General features: G+C 72.8%; 17 protein-coding genes and 1 riboswitch. Of the genes, 6 read left to right on the top strand and 11 right to left on the bottom strand.

Annotated features, from left to right (window positions below; all coding sequences use genetic code 11):
- The first annotated feature begins 1 nt into the window (after nucleotide 1).
- Nucleotides 2-757 carry an SDR family oxidoreductase gene (locus tag ACIRDU_RS00210; RefSeq protein ID WP_389969850.1) on the top strand — a complete coding sequence of 252 codons (756 nt, stop codon included), beginning with the start codon at nucleotides 2-4 and terminating at the stop codon, nucleotides 755-757.
- Between the two features lie 10 nt (nucleotides 758-767).
- Here ACIRDU_RS00210 and amaP read toward each other — a convergent pair whose 3' ends face one another.
- From amaP to ACIRDU_RS00235, 5 genes are read right to left on the bottom strand one after another with little or no spacing between them, the layout of a single operon-like run.
- A complete protein-coding gene (gene amaP, locus ACIRDU_RS00215) occupies nucleotides 768-1355 on the bottom strand; it encodes an alkaline shock response membrane anchor protein AmaP (RefSeq protein WP_403572175.1) in 588 nt (195 codons plus the stop codon).
- Nucleotides 1352-2047 (bottom strand): DUF6286 domain-containing protein, encoded by a 696-nt coding sequence (locus ACIRDU_RS00220; RefSeq protein WP_403572178.1) that lies wholly within the window; start codon nucleotides 2045-2047, stop codon nucleotides 1352-1354. The genes amaP and ACIRDU_RS00220 overlap by 4 nt, the downstream gene beginning before the upstream one ends.
- A complete protein-coding gene (locus tag ACIRDU_RS00225; protein ID WP_403572181.1) occupies nucleotides 2044-2418 on the bottom strand; it encodes a hypothetical protein in 375 nt (124 codons plus the stop codon). The genes ACIRDU_RS00220 and ACIRDU_RS00225 overlap by 4 nt, the downstream gene beginning before the upstream one ends.
- Nucleotides 2419-2423: 5 nt before the next feature.
- Complete coding sequence (locus ACIRDU_RS00230) at nucleotides 2424-2612, bottom strand: hypothetical protein (protein WP_403572184.1); 189 nt, start codon at nucleotides 2610-2612, stop codon at nucleotides 2424-2426.
- A 48-nt stretch (nucleotides 2613-2660) separates the two neighbouring features.
- Complete coding sequence (locus tag ACIRDU_RS00235) at nucleotides 2661-3134, bottom strand: Asp23/Gls24 family envelope stress response protein (protein ID WP_403572187.1); 474 nt, start codon at nucleotides 3132-3134, stop codon at nucleotides 2661-2663.
- An 87-nt stretch (nucleotides 3135-3221) separates the two neighbouring features.
- Here ACIRDU_RS00235 and ACIRDU_RS00240 point away from each other — a divergent pair, with 87 nt between their 5' ends.
- Nucleotides 3222-3944, top strand: coding sequence for a nucleopolyhedrovirus P10 family protein (locus ACIRDU_RS00240; protein WP_403572190.1), 723 nt, complete (start codon nucleotides 3222-3224; stop codon nucleotides 3942-3944).
- Between the two features lie 27 nt (nucleotides 3945-3971).
- Here the strand turns inward: ACIRDU_RS00240 and ACIRDU_RS00245 are convergent, their stop codons facing one another.
- The 3 genes from ACIRDU_RS00245 to ACIRDU_RS00255 form a co-directional block, all read right to left on the bottom strand.
- A complete protein-coding gene (locus ACIRDU_RS00245) occupies nucleotides 3972-4775 on the bottom strand; it encodes an enoyl-CoA hydratase/isomerase family protein (RefSeq protein ID WP_403572192.1) in 804 nt (267 codons plus the stop codon).
- A gap of 149 nt (nucleotides 4776-4924) precedes the next feature.
- Complete coding sequence (locus ACIRDU_RS00250; protein ID WP_010037790.1) at nucleotides 4925-5143, bottom strand: helix-turn-helix domain-containing protein; 219 nt, start codon at nucleotides 5141-5143, stop codon at nucleotides 4925-4927.
- A gap of 352 nt (nucleotides 5144-5495) precedes the next feature.
- Entirely contained in the window at nucleotides 5496-7094 is a 1599-nt protein-coding gene (locus tag ACIRDU_RS00255) for an ABC-F family ATP-binding cassette domain-containing protein (RefSeq protein WP_403572195.1), read from the bottom strand.
- Nucleotides 7095-7315: 221 nt separating this feature from the next.
- Between ACIRDU_RS00255 and ACIRDU_RS00260 the strand changes: the two genes are divergently transcribed.
- The gene (locus ACIRDU_RS00260) at nucleotides 7316-7729 is read left to right on the top strand and encodes a VOC family protein (RefSeq protein ID WP_403572198.1); all 414 of its coding nucleotides are present in this window, start codon (nucleotides 7316-7318) and stop codon (nucleotides 7727-7729) included.
- 25 nt (nucleotides 7730-7754) lie between these two features.
- Here ACIRDU_RS00260 and ACIRDU_RS00265 read toward each other — a convergent pair whose 3' ends face one another.
- The 3 genes from ACIRDU_RS00265 to ACIRDU_RS00275 all read right to left on the bottom strand — a co-directional run bounded on the left by ACIRDU_RS00265 (nucleotide 7755) and on the right by ACIRDU_RS00275 (nucleotide 11351).
- Entirely contained in the window at nucleotides 7755-9155 is a 1401-nt protein-coding gene (locus tag ACIRDU_RS00265; protein WP_403572201.1) for a hypothetical protein, read from the bottom strand.
- A 257-nt stretch (nucleotides 9156-9412) separates the two neighbouring features.
- The gene (locus ACIRDU_RS00270) at nucleotides 9413-10540 is read right to left on the bottom strand and encodes an alpha/beta hydrolase (RefSeq protein WP_403572203.1); all 1128 of its coding nucleotides are present in this window, start codon (nucleotides 10538-10540) and stop codon (nucleotides 9413-9415) included.
- 82 nt (nucleotides 10541-10622) lie between these two features.
- Nucleotides 10623-11351: a class II aldolase/adducin family protein gene (locus tag ACIRDU_RS00275; RefSeq protein WP_403572206.1), complete on the bottom strand. Its 729-nt coding sequence runs from the start codon at nucleotides 11349-11351 to the stop codon at nucleotides 10623-10625.
- A 315-nt stretch (nucleotides 11352-11666) separates the two neighbouring features.
- Between ACIRDU_RS00275 and ACIRDU_RS00280 the strand changes: the two genes are divergently transcribed.
- The 3 genes from ACIRDU_RS00280 (at nucleotide 11667) to ACIRDU_RS00290 (ending at nucleotide 14500) form a co-directional block, all read left to right on the top strand.
- The gene (locus ACIRDU_RS00280; protein ID WP_403572209.1) at nucleotides 11667-12914 is read left to right on the top strand and encodes an anion permease; all 1248 of its coding nucleotides are present in this window, start codon (nucleotides 11667-11669) and stop codon (nucleotides 12912-12914) included.
- 34 nt (nucleotides 12915-12948) lie between these two features.
- Nucleotides 12949-13170, top strand: a complete 222-nt coding sequence (locus tag ACIRDU_RS00285; protein ID WP_059422310.1) for a hypothetical protein — start codon at nucleotides 12949-12951, stop codon at nucleotides 13168-13170.
- Between the two features lie 117 nt (nucleotides 13171-13287).
- A riboswitch (cobalamin riboswitch) is annotated at nucleotides 13288-13447 on the top strand.
- A gap of 99 nt (nucleotides 13448-13546) precedes the next feature.
- Nucleotides 13547-14500, top strand: coding sequence for a cobalamin biosynthesis protein (locus tag ACIRDU_RS00290; protein ID WP_403572212.1), 954 nt, complete (start codon nucleotides 13547-13549; stop codon nucleotides 14498-14500).
- The last annotated feature ends 1 nt before the right edge of the window (nucleotide 14501 follow it).

Raw genomic sequence — 14501 nt, forward strand, 5'->3', positions numbered from 1 at the left:
CATGGATCTTGGATTGAAGGACCGGGTGTACGTCGTCACCGGGGCCACACGCGGCCTCGGCAATGCCACCGCGCGTGAGCTCGTCGCGGACGGGGCGAAGGTGGTCGTCTCGGGTCGGGACGAGAAGAGTGTGGCCGAGGCGGCGGCCGAGCTGGGGCCGAACGCGGTCGGGGTCGCCGTCGACAACGCCGACCCGGAGGCGGCGGCCCGGCTGATCGGGGCCGCGCGGGAGCACTTCGGCCGTTTCAACGGTGTCCTCGTCAGCGTGGGCGGGCCGCCGGCCGGGTTCGTCGCGGACAACACGGACGAGCAGTGGCAGACGGCGTTCGAGTCGGTGTTCCTCGGTGCGGTACGGCTGGCCCGCGCCGCGGCCGCCGAGATGGAGGCCGGTGGTGTCATCGGGTTCGTGCTGTCCGGGTCGGTGTACGAGCCGATTCCGGGGCTGACCATCTCCAACGGGCTGCGGCCGGGGCTGGCGGGCTTCGCCAAGTCGCTCTCCGACGAGCTGGGGCCGCGGGGGATCCGGGTGGTCGGTGTACTGCCCGGGCGGATCGACACCGACCGGGTGCGGCAGCTGGATGCGCTGTCGGCGGACCCCGAGGCGACCCGGGCGGCTTCCGAGTCGCGCATTCCGCTGCGGCGGTACGGGGCGCCGGAGGAGTTCGGGCGGGTGGCGGCGTTCCTGATGTCGCCGGCGGCTTCCTATCTGACCGGGGTCATGGTGCCGGTCGACGGCGGAGCACGCCACGGGTTCTGAGGGACCCTGCTCAACTCACCCGTTCGGCTCCGTGTTTGACGCCCTTCAGCCTCACCTCCGCCGGAAGTGACGCAAGGCCCGCCGACGCCCTGGCGTGGGTGAGGGCGCCGGTCGTGAAGTCGTTCAGGACCGTTCCCGGGTCCACGTGTGGCTCCAGTGCGAGGCGGACGTGGGCCTCAGGGGTGCTGTGGCGGCCCCTCAGATGGGCGTGGGCCCCGTCCACGCCGTCGATGTGGGCCGCCTCCTGGGTGAGGACGTTCTCCAGGGCCCGGCCGCGCACCAGCGCGCCCTCGCCGTCTCCGGTGTCGACGAGGACCTCGGCGAGGCGGCGCCGGCGCAGTACGGCGACGAGCCACCACAGGGCGAGCAGCAGCAGGACCGCGAGGGCGGCGATGACGACCGGCCACCACCAGCCGTCGTCGCGCCAGCGGGTGCGCTCGGCGTCGCTCAGCAGCACGTCGTGCCTGTCGTCGTGGATCCACCACGAGGGCAGCGGGGCGCCGAGGCCGACGGCCAGGACGGAGCCGCCCAGCACCAGCAACACCAGGCCCACCAGGCCGAGGAACACGCGGTTGACGCTTCTGAGCACCGTTCTCACCCCTTCCGCCCGGGCCGCCGGACGCGCACCCGCAGCGACGGTGGCCTGGACAGCCCCAGCCCGTGGACCGCGTCGCCGAGCACGGCGTCCAGATCGGTTCGTACGTCGTCCAGTTCCCGGAAGTGCGACACGGCGCGGACGTCCGCCCGCCGCCGGCGCACCCGAACGCGTGACGACTGCACGCCGGGCACCTCCATGGCCCGGTCCCGCAGCGCGGTCGCGGCGGCGTCCCGGTGCAGTCCGGCACGTACGTCGGCGTGCGAGCGCCGCATCGGGAGGACGCTGCGCAGGCCGGGTGTGGCGGCCAGGGTCAGCAGCCAGAGGCCGAGGACGGCGGCGACCCCGGCGCCGACCAGCACCCAGATGTCGTCGAGCGGCCGTTCGGCGAGCTGCCGGGCCAGTTCCCGGCGCCAGTGCATTCCGGGCCGGCCGGCGCGCACGGAGACGATGTCGTAGAGGAACAGGCCGGTGAGGCCCAGGAGCAGCAGGGCGACGATGCCCGCGGGGATGCGGCGCGCCGACCAGAAGCGGCCCACGCGGCCGCCCTCGCCCTCGAGCTCCGGCGGCTGCCCCTCGGCGGCCGACGAATCGGACCGGTCGGGTCCGTTGCCGTTTCGCGCCCCCTGCTGGTCGAGGACGGGCAGACGCTGTGTGGTGCCCTCGGGGGGCTCTGTGCCCTGGGGTTCGCTCATCGCGTCCTCCCCTGTACCGCGCCGGGCGCCGCGATCAGGTGCAGCTGCTCCACCTGGACGACGACCTCCGGCACCTGCATGCCCACCAAGGCGCCCACCCGCTCGACGACTTGGTGACGCACCGTGCGGCAGCGGGCGCCGATGTCGCAGGGGTAGCCGAGTTCGAGGTGGACCCGGACGTGGGCGACCTCATGGTGGACGACGACGGACGCGGAGGGCCGGCCGGCGTCGGGCGGCAGCGTGCCGACGGCCTCGCGGGCCGCCTGCGAGGCGATCTTCGCGACGACCCGGTCGGCGATCCGGGTCGCGCCGCGCTCGCCCGGCGGGACGACGGTCAGGGGCTTGTCGAACTCAACGGCCCTCGTACTCACGGGCCTCACCGCCGCCGTTCACGTTCACGAGGACGGAAGAAGTCGCCGAACTCCCAGTCGCCGTCCAGGAACCAGCCGACGACGAAGCCGACGGCACCCAGTGCCGCCACCAGCAGGAAGGCACCGAATCCGCCGAAATACCCGGCGAAGGCCAGCGCCATGCCGGCGATCATGCCGACCACGGCCATGCTCATGCGCACCTCAGCTCCTCAGCAGCGTGTCGTTGTCCGATGGCCCGTGCCTCACTGGATTCGACGCTCCGGTTCTTCTTCCTCCTCGTCCGGCAGCTTCACGTCGCTCACCGCGATGTTGACCTCGACGACCTCGAGACCGGTCATCCGCTCCACGGCGGTGATGACGTTCTCCCGTACGTCACGGGCCACATCGGCGATCGACACGCCGTACTCGACCACGATCTCCAGGTCGAGGGCCGCCTGCACTTCGCCGACCTCGGCCTTCACGCCGCGTGACACCGACTTCGCACCGCCGGGCACACGGTCGCGCACTGCTCCGAACGTGCGGGACAGGCCACTGCCCATGGCGTGCACGCCGTCGACGTCGCGTGCGGCGAGGCCGGCGATCTTCTCCACGACTCCGTCGGCGATGGTCGTCCGCCCGCGGGAACCGGCGTCTCCCCCGCTGCGCTTGGCCAGCGGGCTCCTGCGCGCCGCCGACGTCTCGGTCTCCCCGCCCCGGTTCTCGTTCATGTCAGTCATCGCCGTACGTCCTTTTCGGTTGACGTCCTTGGACCACCGTAAGCACGGTTGCGTGGGAGCGCGCCTCTGATGCGGCAGGCTGGAGGAATGACAGCCGATCGATTGACGCAGGCAGTGAGACATCAGCTGAGAATCGGCAGGCTGCTGCCGCTGGGTGACGCGCGGGACGGCGCGTGGATCGCGGAACGGGCAGCCGAGGCGGTGCTGCGGAGCGCGGCGCGGGACGCGCCGGGCGTACGCCTCGCAGCGCTCCGGGTCGCGCTCTCCGACACGGGGGACACCGCGGAGCCGGCCGTACCGGCTCCGCCGAGTGCCCTGCCGCCCGGCCCGCTGCGGGTGACGGCGGAGTTCGCGGCGACGGCCTCGCAGCCCCTGCCGGCGACGGCGTCCCTGCTGCGGGCGACACTGGCGACCGCCGCCACCCAGCGACTCGGCCTGGCCGTGGCGGAGGTGGACCTGCGGGTGACGGGGCTGCTGGACGCTCAGGAGCCCGCGGAAGCCGGGACCTCCGCACCTCTTCCCGAGCTCCCGGAGGCCGCGCGGGCCGACGGCGGCGACGAGGCCCGCGTGGCCGCCGCCGCACTCGGGGTCCAGGGCGTACTCCACCTGACCGGCACACTGGGCCACCCCGTGCACATCGAGGAACTCCCTCGCGAGGACGCCGCGCTGGCGCATCGCCATGTCCGGCTGGAGCTGGCGGTGGGCGCGGACCAGCGGGCCCGGGACGTGGCCCGCGAGGTCCGGACGGTGGTCAGGAGGACGCTGCCGGATCACCCGACGGTGGCGGTCGTGGTGAGCGCGATCGGCTGACCGCGCTCCCGGCAGGGTGGGCGGTCCTCAGTCCCCTACGCCCGCGAGGTCCCGCAGCCTGCGCGCCTGGGACTGGCGCTCCGCCGAGCGCTGCTCCTCGTACGTGCGGTCCTGGGCGCCGCGCAGCAGGGCCTTGGTCTCGATGACCGCGTCACGGGGCGCGGCGAGCACGGCCGAGGCGAGGTCGCGTACGGTGCCGTCGAGCTGGTCGGCGGGCACGGCGAGGTTCGCCAGCCCGGTGTTCACGGCCTCCTCGGCCGCGACGAAGCGCCCGGTCACGCAGATCTCCAGCGCGCGGGCGTATCCGACGAGTCCCACCAGCGGATGCGTGCCCGTCAGGTCGGGCACGAGTCCGAGGCTGGTCTCACGCATGGCGAACTGCACGTCGTCGGCGACGACGCGCAGGTCGCAGGCGAGGGCGAGCTGGAAGCCCGCCCCGATGGCATGCCCCTGGACAGCGGCGACGGAGACGATGTCGCTGCGCCGCCACCAGGTGAACGCCTCCTGGTACTCGGCGATGGTCGCGTCCAGCTCGGCGTCGGCGCCGCGCGCGAGGTCGACGAACGACGGTTCGCCGTCGAAGCCCTCGGGCGTGAACGCCTGCCGGTCGAGCCCGGCCGAGAAGGACTTGCCCTCGGCCCGCAGCACCACGACGCGGACGGAGCCCGGCAGCTGCCGCCCGGCCTCGGTGAGCGCCCGCCACAGAGCGGGGCTCTGCGCGTTGCGCTTGGCCGGGTTGGTCAGCGTCACCGTGGCGATCGCGTCGTCGACGGTGAGCCGTACGCCGTCCTTGTCGAGTACGGGAACGAGGTCCTTGTCGGGCGAAGCCATGGGACGCCTCCGATGTGTGCGGTCGTCGTGCGTGTCCCTGCGACGGCTTGCGCCGTAGCAGGTCACGCTCAAGTGACTGCACAGTAACCACCCGGCCGATCAGTCGGTCGACCGGGTGGCCACCATCGAAGCCGAGGGGCCACCCGGGGTCAGGCCGTGGCCTTTTTGCCCCGGGTCGCCCCGCCACGCCCTCGCAGTGTGACGCCCGACTCACTGAGCATGCGGTGCACAAAGCCATACGAGCGGCCGGTTTCCTCGGCCAACGCCCGGATGCTCGCACCGGCGTCGTACTTCTTCTTCAGGTCTGCCGCGAGCTTGTCGCGCGCGGCGCCGGTCACCCGGCTGCCCTTCTTCAGAGTCTCGGCCACCCGTGCCTCCTCATGGGAAGTGCGCTCTGGTCTCCTCATGATCACCCCTCCGGGCCGTCCTGGCCACCCATTCGGCAAGGTCCGTGAGACAAGGTTGTGACGACGGGAGCACATCCCCACATGCGGAATGTGGAATTCCGAAGGGTGATGTCCGTACGGCCGAACGGACGGTGCCGGAAAATGCCAGGTCAGAAAGGCGGCGCGGCCGAGCCCCGAAGAATCGGGGACTCGGCCGCGAAATCGATGTAGGACACACCTCGGTACGAGGAGATCTCACACAGATGATGGATCACCGCTGGGCCGAATGATCCATACTCCGTTGATCACGTATTCGATCAAGCGCCACTGACACTCAGGCCAGGGCGACGAGGTCCGCGTAGTCGGCGCCCCACAGGTCCTCGACGCCGTCCGGCAGCAGGATGATCCGCTCCGGCTGGAGCGCCTCGACCGCGCCCTCGTCGTGCGTGACGAGGACGACCGCGCCCTTGTAGGTGCGCAGCGCGCCGAGGATCTCCTCGCGGCTGGCCGGGTCGAGGTTGTTGGTCGGCTCGTCGAGCAGCAGCACGTTCGCCGAGGACACCACGAGGGTGGCGAGGGCGAGGCGGGTCTTCTCACCGCCGGAGAGCACCCCGGCCGGCTTGTCGACGTCGTCGCCGGAGAACAGGAACGAGCCGAGCGTCTTGCGGACCTCCACCAGGTCCAGGTCGGGGGCGGCCGAGCGCATGTTCTCCAGGACCGTGCGCTCCGGGTCGAGGGTCTCGTGCTCCTGCGCGTAGTAGCCGAGCTTGAGGCCGTGGCCCTCGATGACCTTGCCGGTGTCGGGCTTCTCGGCCCCGCCGAGCAGGCGGAGCAGGGTCGTCTTGCCCGCGCCGTTGAGGCCGAGGATGACGACGCGCGAGCCCTTGTCGATGGCCAGGTCGACGTCAGTGAAGATCTCCAGCGATCCGTAGGACTTCGACAGGCCCTCGGCCATGAGCGGGGTCTTGCCGCACGGCGAGGGCTCGGGGAAGCGCAGCTTGGCGACCTTGTCGGACTTCCGCTCGGCCTCCAGGCCGGCCAGCAGCTTGTCCGCCCGGCGGGCCATGTTCTGCGCGGCGACCGTCTTGGTGGCCTTGGCCCGCATCTTGTCGGCCTGCGAATGCAGCGCGGAAGCCTTCTTCTCCGCGTTCTGGCGCTCGCGCTTGCGGCGCTTCTCGTCGGCCTCGCGCTGCTGCTGGTAGAGCTTCCAGCCCATGTTGTAGATGTCGATCTGGGCGCGGTTGGCGTCCAGGTAGAACACCTTGTTGACGACCGTCTCGACCAGGTCGACGTCGTGGGAGATCACGATGAAGCCGCCGCGGTAGGTCTTCAGGTAGTCGCGCAGCCAGATGATCGAGTCGGCGTCGAGGTGGTTCGTGGGCTCGTCGAGCAGCAGGGTGTCCGCGTCGGAGAACAGGATGCGGGCCAGCTCGATACGGCGGCGCTGACCGCCGGAGAGGGTGTGCAGAGGCTGGCCGAGCACCCGGTCGGGCAGGTTGAGCGCGGCGGCGATGGTGGCGGCCTCGGCCTCGGCGGCGTACCCGCCCTTGGTGAGGAATTCCGTCTCCTGGCGCTCGTACTGCTTGAGCGCCTTGTCGCGGGTGGCGCCCGTGCCGTTGGCGATGCGCTGTTCGTTGTCGCGCATCTTGCGGATCAGTACGTCCAGGCCGCGGGCGGACAGGATGCGGTCGCGGGCCAGGATGTCGAGGTCGCCGGTGCGGGGGTCCTGCGGGAGGTAGCCGACCTCGCCGGATCGGGTGATGGTGCCGCCGGCCGGGATGCCCTCGCCCGCCAGGCATTTGGTGAGGGTGGTCTTTCCCGCGCCGTTGCGGCCGACCAGGCCGATGCGGTCGCCCTTGGCGATGCGGAACGAGGCGTTTTCGATGAGGACGCGGGCACCGGCGCGCAGCTCGATACCGGAGGCGGAGATCACGGACAGACTCCAGGGCGGATACGGGGGCGGGATGGACGGCTGAGGACGTTCCCGCCGTCTAATGCGCGAGGAGAATGGCCATGAGGACAGTCTAACGGGGCCGTGCAACCACTTTTTCTGTGTGCGGGTGTTCGAGGCGGCCGCCGGCACGAAGGGCCGGTGTCGGTGGCCGGTGGAACACTGAGGGGGACAGCCCCGCGAGACACGAGGAAGTGATCGCCATGGCAGGCACGGCCGGCGGGCGTCCGAGCATCTATCCGACGCTGCTGTACGCGGACGCCAAGGCGGCGATCCGGCAGCTCACGGAGGCCTTCGGCTTCACGGAGCTGTCGGTGTACGAGGGCGAGGACGGCTCGGTGCTGCACGCGGAGCTGGCGCAGGGCAACGGCGCGGTGATGGTCGGCACCAAGGGCACGGGCGGCGTGTTCGACGCCGCCATGAAGAACGCGGGCACCACGGGGGTGTACGTGGTGGTGGACGACGTCGACGGGCACCACCGCCGCGCCGTGGACCACGGCGTGGAGGTCCTGATGCCCCCGACGGACCAGGACTACGGCTCGCGGGACTACATGGCCCGGGACCTCGAGGGCAACGTGTGGAGCTTCGGGACGTACGCGCCCGAGACAGCGGGCTGACAGCCCGCGGGGCGGGCCGCGGACGCTAGCTGCCGCCGGTGTGCACCTGGAAGGCGGCCCGGCGCACGGCCTTGGCCAGGGCCGGGTCGGGGTGGGCGGCGGCGAGGGCGACCAGGACCTGCACGGTGCGCGGGTGCCCCACGGCGCGTACCTCGTCCAGGAGCATCGGGATGGTCGGCTGCACCGCGGACTCCAGGTGGCGGACGAGCAGCGGCGCCTCCCCGTGGTCGGCGACGGCGGCGGCGGTGTCCACCCACAGCCAGGTCGCCTCCTCGCGGGTGAGGACCTCGTGGGCGTCCTCCGGGTCGGCCCCGTCGTGCTCGGCCAGCCACAGCAGCGCGTACGGCCTGAGCGTCGGCTCGGTCAGCACAGCGCGGACGTCCGGCTCGGCGGGGGCGCCGACCACGCGCAGGGCCTCGAAGGCGAGGCCGCGCAGCAGGGCGTCCTCGCCCCGGGCGGCGCCGAGGAGTTCGGTGACGGCGCTGCCGACGGGGCGGGCGGCGAGCCAGGCGCGGTACTCGGCGCGGGCCGCGTTCGGGCGCAGCTGGGCGCAGCCGCGGAGCATGTCGTCGGCGGCCTGCTCGATGTTCCCGGCGGGGCTCTGCGCGGCGACGCAGATCTGCTCCAGCTTGACCCAGACGGCCCAGCTGCCGAGCGGGGTGAGCGTGGCCTGGCCGTCGCCGTAGGTGAGGGCGCCGACGGCGGCGAGGGCGCGCAGGGCCCAGTCGAGCAGGGGGGCGAGCGGGGCGTCGGTGGGCTCCGGTTCGGCCGTCGGCTCGGGCTGGGGACCGTAGGGGATCTCGCAGCGGGCGGTGCGCAGCTCGGTGACGCGCTGCTCCAGGAGATCGAGGAGCTGCTCCACGGGGACGGGCCCGGCGGACAGCTGGAGGAAGGAGAGCGCCTGCGGCATGGCCGAGACGACCTCGGCGACGGCGGCGGGCTCGTGGTCCGCGGGCTCCGGATGGGCGAGGGACCAGGCGTCGAAGAGCGCGACCCAGCCGCGCAGCACGGCACTGTCGTCACGGTCCCAGGCGCGCAGCCGCCAGCCCGGGCGGGCGCTGTCGCCGTGCACCTCGACGAGGCCGGCGAGGCGGGCGGTGTCCCAGTCGGCCCTGACCTGAGCCGGGGTCAGACCCAGCTCGCGGGCGGCCCGTTCGGCGGTCGCGTCGGAGAGGGTGGCCTTGCCGTCGTCGGTGGCGCTGTCCCGGCCCGGGCCGAGCGCGGCGTCGGCCCAGCGGGCGACGCGGGCCGCGGCGGCGAGACCTGAGCGTGCCATTCTGGCCAGCTCGGCCGGTGCCGGGGTGCCCTCCGGGGGGCGCGGTGCGGGTCGGCGCGAGCGCCGCTGGTTCATCGCTGGTGGGGCGGCGGCCAGGGGTCGCGGGCGGACGAGTCGAAGCCTGGAGTCGCGCGGGATACGGGACGTCACGGGTGCAGTCTTCCGGTTGACGGTCCGAAAACCCAAACGGAATGTCACGGCGGGCGACGGGGATGGCCAACGCACCGGTTCCAGGGAGTGGTCGAGGGCCGGGAACAGGCCAGTGGTACGACGCTAAACGGAATCGTCGCGACCGGTCGGTGGAGAGCGGGACGCGACGTGGTTGCGGCGGGGCGACGGGGGCGTGAACGCAGGGTGTCGGCGGGACCGGCGACGGAGGCCGCACCCGCGGGTTTCTGTGAACGGGGTCACATGAGGGGCGTCAGGAAGCGCCGGAGCGCTTCCTCGTATGCCTTGGGGTCCGCGTTCCACATGGCTCCGTGGGGGGCGTTGCGGACGGTGTGGAGGGCGACCATGTCGGGGCGGGCGTCGGCGAGCCGGCGGGAGAGCTGCCAGGGGGCGACGGTGTCGTCCGGTCCGTGGATGACGAGCGCGGGGACCCGCAGTCCGTCGGCCGGAGCGGTGCCCGCGGCGCGGTCGCCGGACAGTCCGGTGCGGCCCTGGGCGGCGCGGACCGCGAGGGGCAGCAGCGCGCCTGGCGTGCGGCGGGCCGAGGCGAGGGCGCGCAGGGCGGTCTCCCAGCTGAGCACCGGGGAGTCCAGCACGAGGCCGGAGATCCTCTCGCGCAGCCCCGAGTGCGCGGCGGCGCGCAGGGCCATGGTGGCGCCGGTGGACCAGCCGTGCAGGACGACCTGCCGGGCTCCGTAGCGCACGGCGTAGCGGATGGCCGCGTCGAGGTCGCGCCACTCGGTCTCGCCGAGGTGGTTCAGGCCGTCGGGCGGGCGGGGTGCGCCCAGGTCGCCGCGGTAGGCGAGGGCGAGCACCGGGAACTGGCTGCGGTGCAGGAATTCCATGACGTTGAGGGCGAGTTCCCGGGTGGTGCCCAGGCCGTGCACGGCGATCACCCAGGTGTCCCGCCTGCCCGGCACGAACCACGCGGGCAGGGCGCCGAGTTCGCCGGGGACGTCGACGTCGGCATGTTCGAGCCCGAGGGCGGCGCTGGGGTTGCCGACGTACACGTTCGGCGTGAGCCAGGCTTTGTCGCCGGGGTTCAGGGTGCCGTGCGTGATCCTCTCCAGGCGGCGCACGACGGTGTCGGCGCTGTGCGGGGCGTCGGGCAGGACGGGGCCGACGACCGCGTGGGAGCCGTTGCCGGAGAGGCCGTAGCGGCCGGGGCGCAGGGCGGCGAGGTCCCGGGTGAGGCTGATCCGCCCGGCGGCGGTGCCGTGCACGGTGAGCCGCGGTTCGGTGGGCAGGGGCTTGCCGGGGGGCGCCTTGAGCGCGGCGTCGCTGGCGAGCCGGCCGGCGGCCACCGCGGCGGCACCGGCCCCGAGCACGGCGGTGACGGCAGCGGCCGTCGCTTTGACAGTGCGCACGGCTCCAGTGTCCTGGCGGATGCCGTGGGCGACCAGTGGAGGGCAACGGCGGGGTGACGTCCGCGGCGGCCGTACGGACGGCTCAGCCCCGCTGGCCGTAACCGCGCAGGCGCTCCTCCACGTCGGCGAGCTGTTCCCGGGACAGCAGGCTCGGGGTCAGACCCGGCACCGAGGAGGCGGTCAGCCACAGGCGGCACATCCACTCCAGCTGGGCGGTGCGGTCGTAGGCCTGGGCGAGGGTGGTGCCGTAGGCGACGGTGCCGTGATTGCGCAGGAGGCAGCCGGAGCGGTCGGCGAGGGCGCGGAGCATGTTCTCGGCCAACTCGTCGGTGCCGTACGTGGCATAAGGGGCGACTCGGACGGGGCCGCCGAGCGCCGCGGCCATGTAGTGGATCAGCGGGAGCTCGCTCACGAGCGTCGAGACGGCCGTCGCGTGCACGGCGTGGGTGTGGACGACGGCCAGGGCGCCGGTCGTGCGGTAGACGGCGAGATGCATGGGCAGCTCGCTGGTCGGGACGAGCGTGCCGAGGACCTGCCGGCCGTCGAGGTCCACCCCGGTCACGTCGTGCGGCGCCAGCCGGTCGTAGGGCACACCCGACGGCGTGACCAGCACCGTGTCGCCGACGCGCACCGACACGTTGCCGGACGTGCCGACGACGAGTCCGTCCGAGACCGTCCGGCGGGCCGTCACGACGAGGTCCTCCCAGGCGCGGGCCTCCTCGGGGCGCACGCGGCGCCGCGGCTCCCCCACGCCCGGTTCACCCTCCCGTACGTCCCCCGCGCCCCGCTCGTCGCCTCGCTGCTCAGCCATGCCGCGATCCTGCCAGGCAAGGGCTCGAGGCACCGCCGGGCGGGGCACTTCAGGCCGGAAACCGACCGGCCGTATGGCGTTTGTCGACACAAAGGCCGCATCCAGCCGGGTGACAAAAATCTCTTCGACGGGTCATTCGATGAGCTGAATCCCCGCGCGGGGCGCCTGGCCACCGGGGCGCCGGCGGGCCACCGTTCAGGGGCGGAGTCATGACCCCTCGTTGCGGTCACCCCTGCGCCCCTCCCAGTTCATCTTCCGTTCACTCAGGTTGCCTACGTTCGTCCAGCCAATGACCTCGAACGATTGCCTGGGTAAATGGAAAGCTTCTCGCTGATCCTCGCGATTGTGGTGGTAACCGCACTCGCGTTCGATTTCACGAACGGTTTCCACGACACCGCGAACGCCATGGCCACCACCATTTCCACGGGCGCCATGAGGCCCAAGGTTGCGGTGGCCATGTCCGCGGTCCTCAACCTGGTCGGCGCCTTCCTGTCCGTCGAAGTCGCCAACACGATCTCCAAGGGCCTCGTCGACGAGGCCGGCATCCGGCCCGAGGTCATCTTCGCCGCCCTGGTCGGCGCGATCCTCTGGAACCTGCTGACCTGGCTGGTCGGCCTGCCGTCCAGCTCCTCGCACGCCCTCATGGGCGGTCTCATCGGCGCCACGATCGCCTCGGCGGGCGTCGGCGCGGTGCACGGCGACGTGCTGGTCACCAAGGTGCTGATCCCGGCGATCGCCGCCCCGCTGGTCGCGGGCATCGCGGCGCTGCTCGCCACCCGGCTGACGTACTCCCTCGGCAGGAAGGCCGACGGAGAGGCGTCCAAGAAGGGCTACCGGGCCGGCCAGATCGCCTCCGCCGGCCTGGTCTCCCTGGCCCACGGCACCAACGACGCCCAGAAGACGATGGGCGTCATCACCCTCGCCCTGGTCGCCGGCGGCGCCGTCGCGCCCGACTCCGACCCGCCCATGTGGGTCATCCTGTCGGCGGGTCTCGCCATCGCGCTCGGCACGTACCTGGGTGGCTGGCGCATCATCCGCACCATGGGCAAGGGACTGACCGACCTCCAGCCGCAGCAGGGCTTCGCCGCCCAGACCTCCGCGGCCACGGTCATCCTTGCCTCCTCGCACCTCGGCTTCTCCCTCTCCACGACGCACTCCGTGTCCGGCTCGGTGATGGGCGCGGGGCTCGGCCGCAAGGGCGGCGTGGTGCGCTGGTCCACCGCGACGCGGATGTTCGTCGCGTGGGGCCTGACGCTGCCGGCGGCCGCTCTGGTGGGCGCGCTCGCCGAGTACGTCACCGGCTTCGGCGACTGGGGCACGGCCGTGGTGGCCGTCTTCCTCATCGCCTCCAGCGCGGCGATCTGGAAGCTCTCGCGGCGAGAGATCGTCGACCACACCAACGTCAACGACACCGACGACGCGGAGCCCGCGGGCGTGGTGACCACGGCGATGGCCGCGGTGACGCCGCCGCCGGTGGGTGGCACGGCGTCGGAGGAGCCGGTTCCCGCGTTCCCGGCGCAGGCCACCGCCGAACGGACGCCGACCACGACCACCTCGGTCTGACCCCGCCCACCGGTTACAAGGAAGAGTCTCCGATATGAAGATCGACTGGGCGGCCCTCGGCTCCGTCTTCGGCGTCAGCCTCGTGGTCACCGTGGCCCTCGTCGGCCTGTTCACCCTCGGCATCACCGGCCTGTCGCGCCGCGAGCGTGCGGTGGCTCAGGGCGGGTCCGCCGGGCTCGCGGTCACGGGAGCGTACGCGTGTTTCGCGGCGTGTGCGGCGGCTGTGGGCTACGGGATCTATCTGATCGTGGCCTGAGGGCCTGACTGCACGTCGTGTCGGCCGGGCGGCGCGGGACTTCTTCTCCCGCGCCGCCCGGCCGTCGTGTGTGCACAGGGAGCGGTGTGGGGTTCTCCACACTCTCCCCTCGCAGGTCAACGGCAAGTTGACGGCGGTTCCCGGCCGTGGTGGACTGCCGGGGCCAGTACGGCGGCAGGAGAGGAAGCCGGTGCAAGTCCGGCGCGGTCCCGCCACTGTCACCGGGGTAGCAAATCCCCGGGAGCCAGGAACTCTCACCGCCGGTCTCGTCGAACCAGGGCGTGGACACCCTGAGTGAGGACACACATCGCCATGCGCGGCTGCCGATCGAGGTTCAACTCCCCACCCCTGCCCGCCCTCCTGGCCGGCTGAGCCCATGGGTGCCGGTCGCGTCTTCGCGTACGGCGCCGCCGCCGGTCTGATCGGTGACCTGCTGCTCGGTGATCCTCGCCGGGGGCATCCGGTCGCCGCGTTCGGACGGGCCGCGGGTGCCGTGGAACGGGTGTTGTGGCGGGACCACCGCGGGTGGGGCGCGCTGCACACCGCCGTGTGCGCCGGAGGGGCCGTCGCCCTCGGGTCCGTCGCCGCGCGTGCCGTGCGGACGTCCGGCGTCGCCTCCGTCGCACTGACCGGCGCCGCCACCTGGGCGGTCGTCGGGGGGACTTCGCTCGCCCGGGAGGCGCAGGCCATCGGGCGTGCCCTGGAGGCCGGGGACGTCGAGGCGGCCCGGGCCCGGCTGCCGCATCTGTGCGGGCGGGACCCGCAGGCCCTCGACGCCGACGGGATCGCCCGGGCCGTGGTCGAGTCCGTCGCCGAGAACACCTCCGACGCGGTGGTGGGGGCGCTGGTGTGGGGGGCCGTCGGCGGGGTGCCGGGGCTGCTCGGGTTCCGGGCCGTCAACACCCTGGACGCCATGGTCGGGCACACGTCGGCCCGGTACCTCCGGTACGGGTGGGCCTCCGCGCGGCTGGACGACCTCGCGGGGTGGCCGGGAGCGCGGCTGACCGCGGTCCTCGCGGCCCTGGCCGGGCCGGATCCGCGGGGGGCCGTGCGGGCCTGGCGGGCCGATGCGGCGAAGCATCCGAGTCCCAACGCCGGGCCCGTGGAGGCCTCGTTCGCGGGGGCGCTCGGGGTGCGGCTGGGCGGGACGCTCTCGTACGGCGGGCGGGTGGAGCACCGGCCCGTGCTGAACACGCAAGGGCGTGCCGTCGGCACGCGCGACGTCGAACGGGCCGTGCGGCTGTCGCGGCGCGTCACCTGGCTCTCGCTCGGGGTGTGCGCCGGTGCGCGGTTGCTGCGGAGTGCGCGGTCGTTGAAGAGGGGGAAATGAC

Origin of the sequence: Streptomyces sp. NPDC093598 (assembly GCF_044764825.1) — a bacterium.
GTDB lineage: Bacteria > Actinomycetota > Actinomycetes > Streptomycetales > Streptomycetaceae > Streptomyces.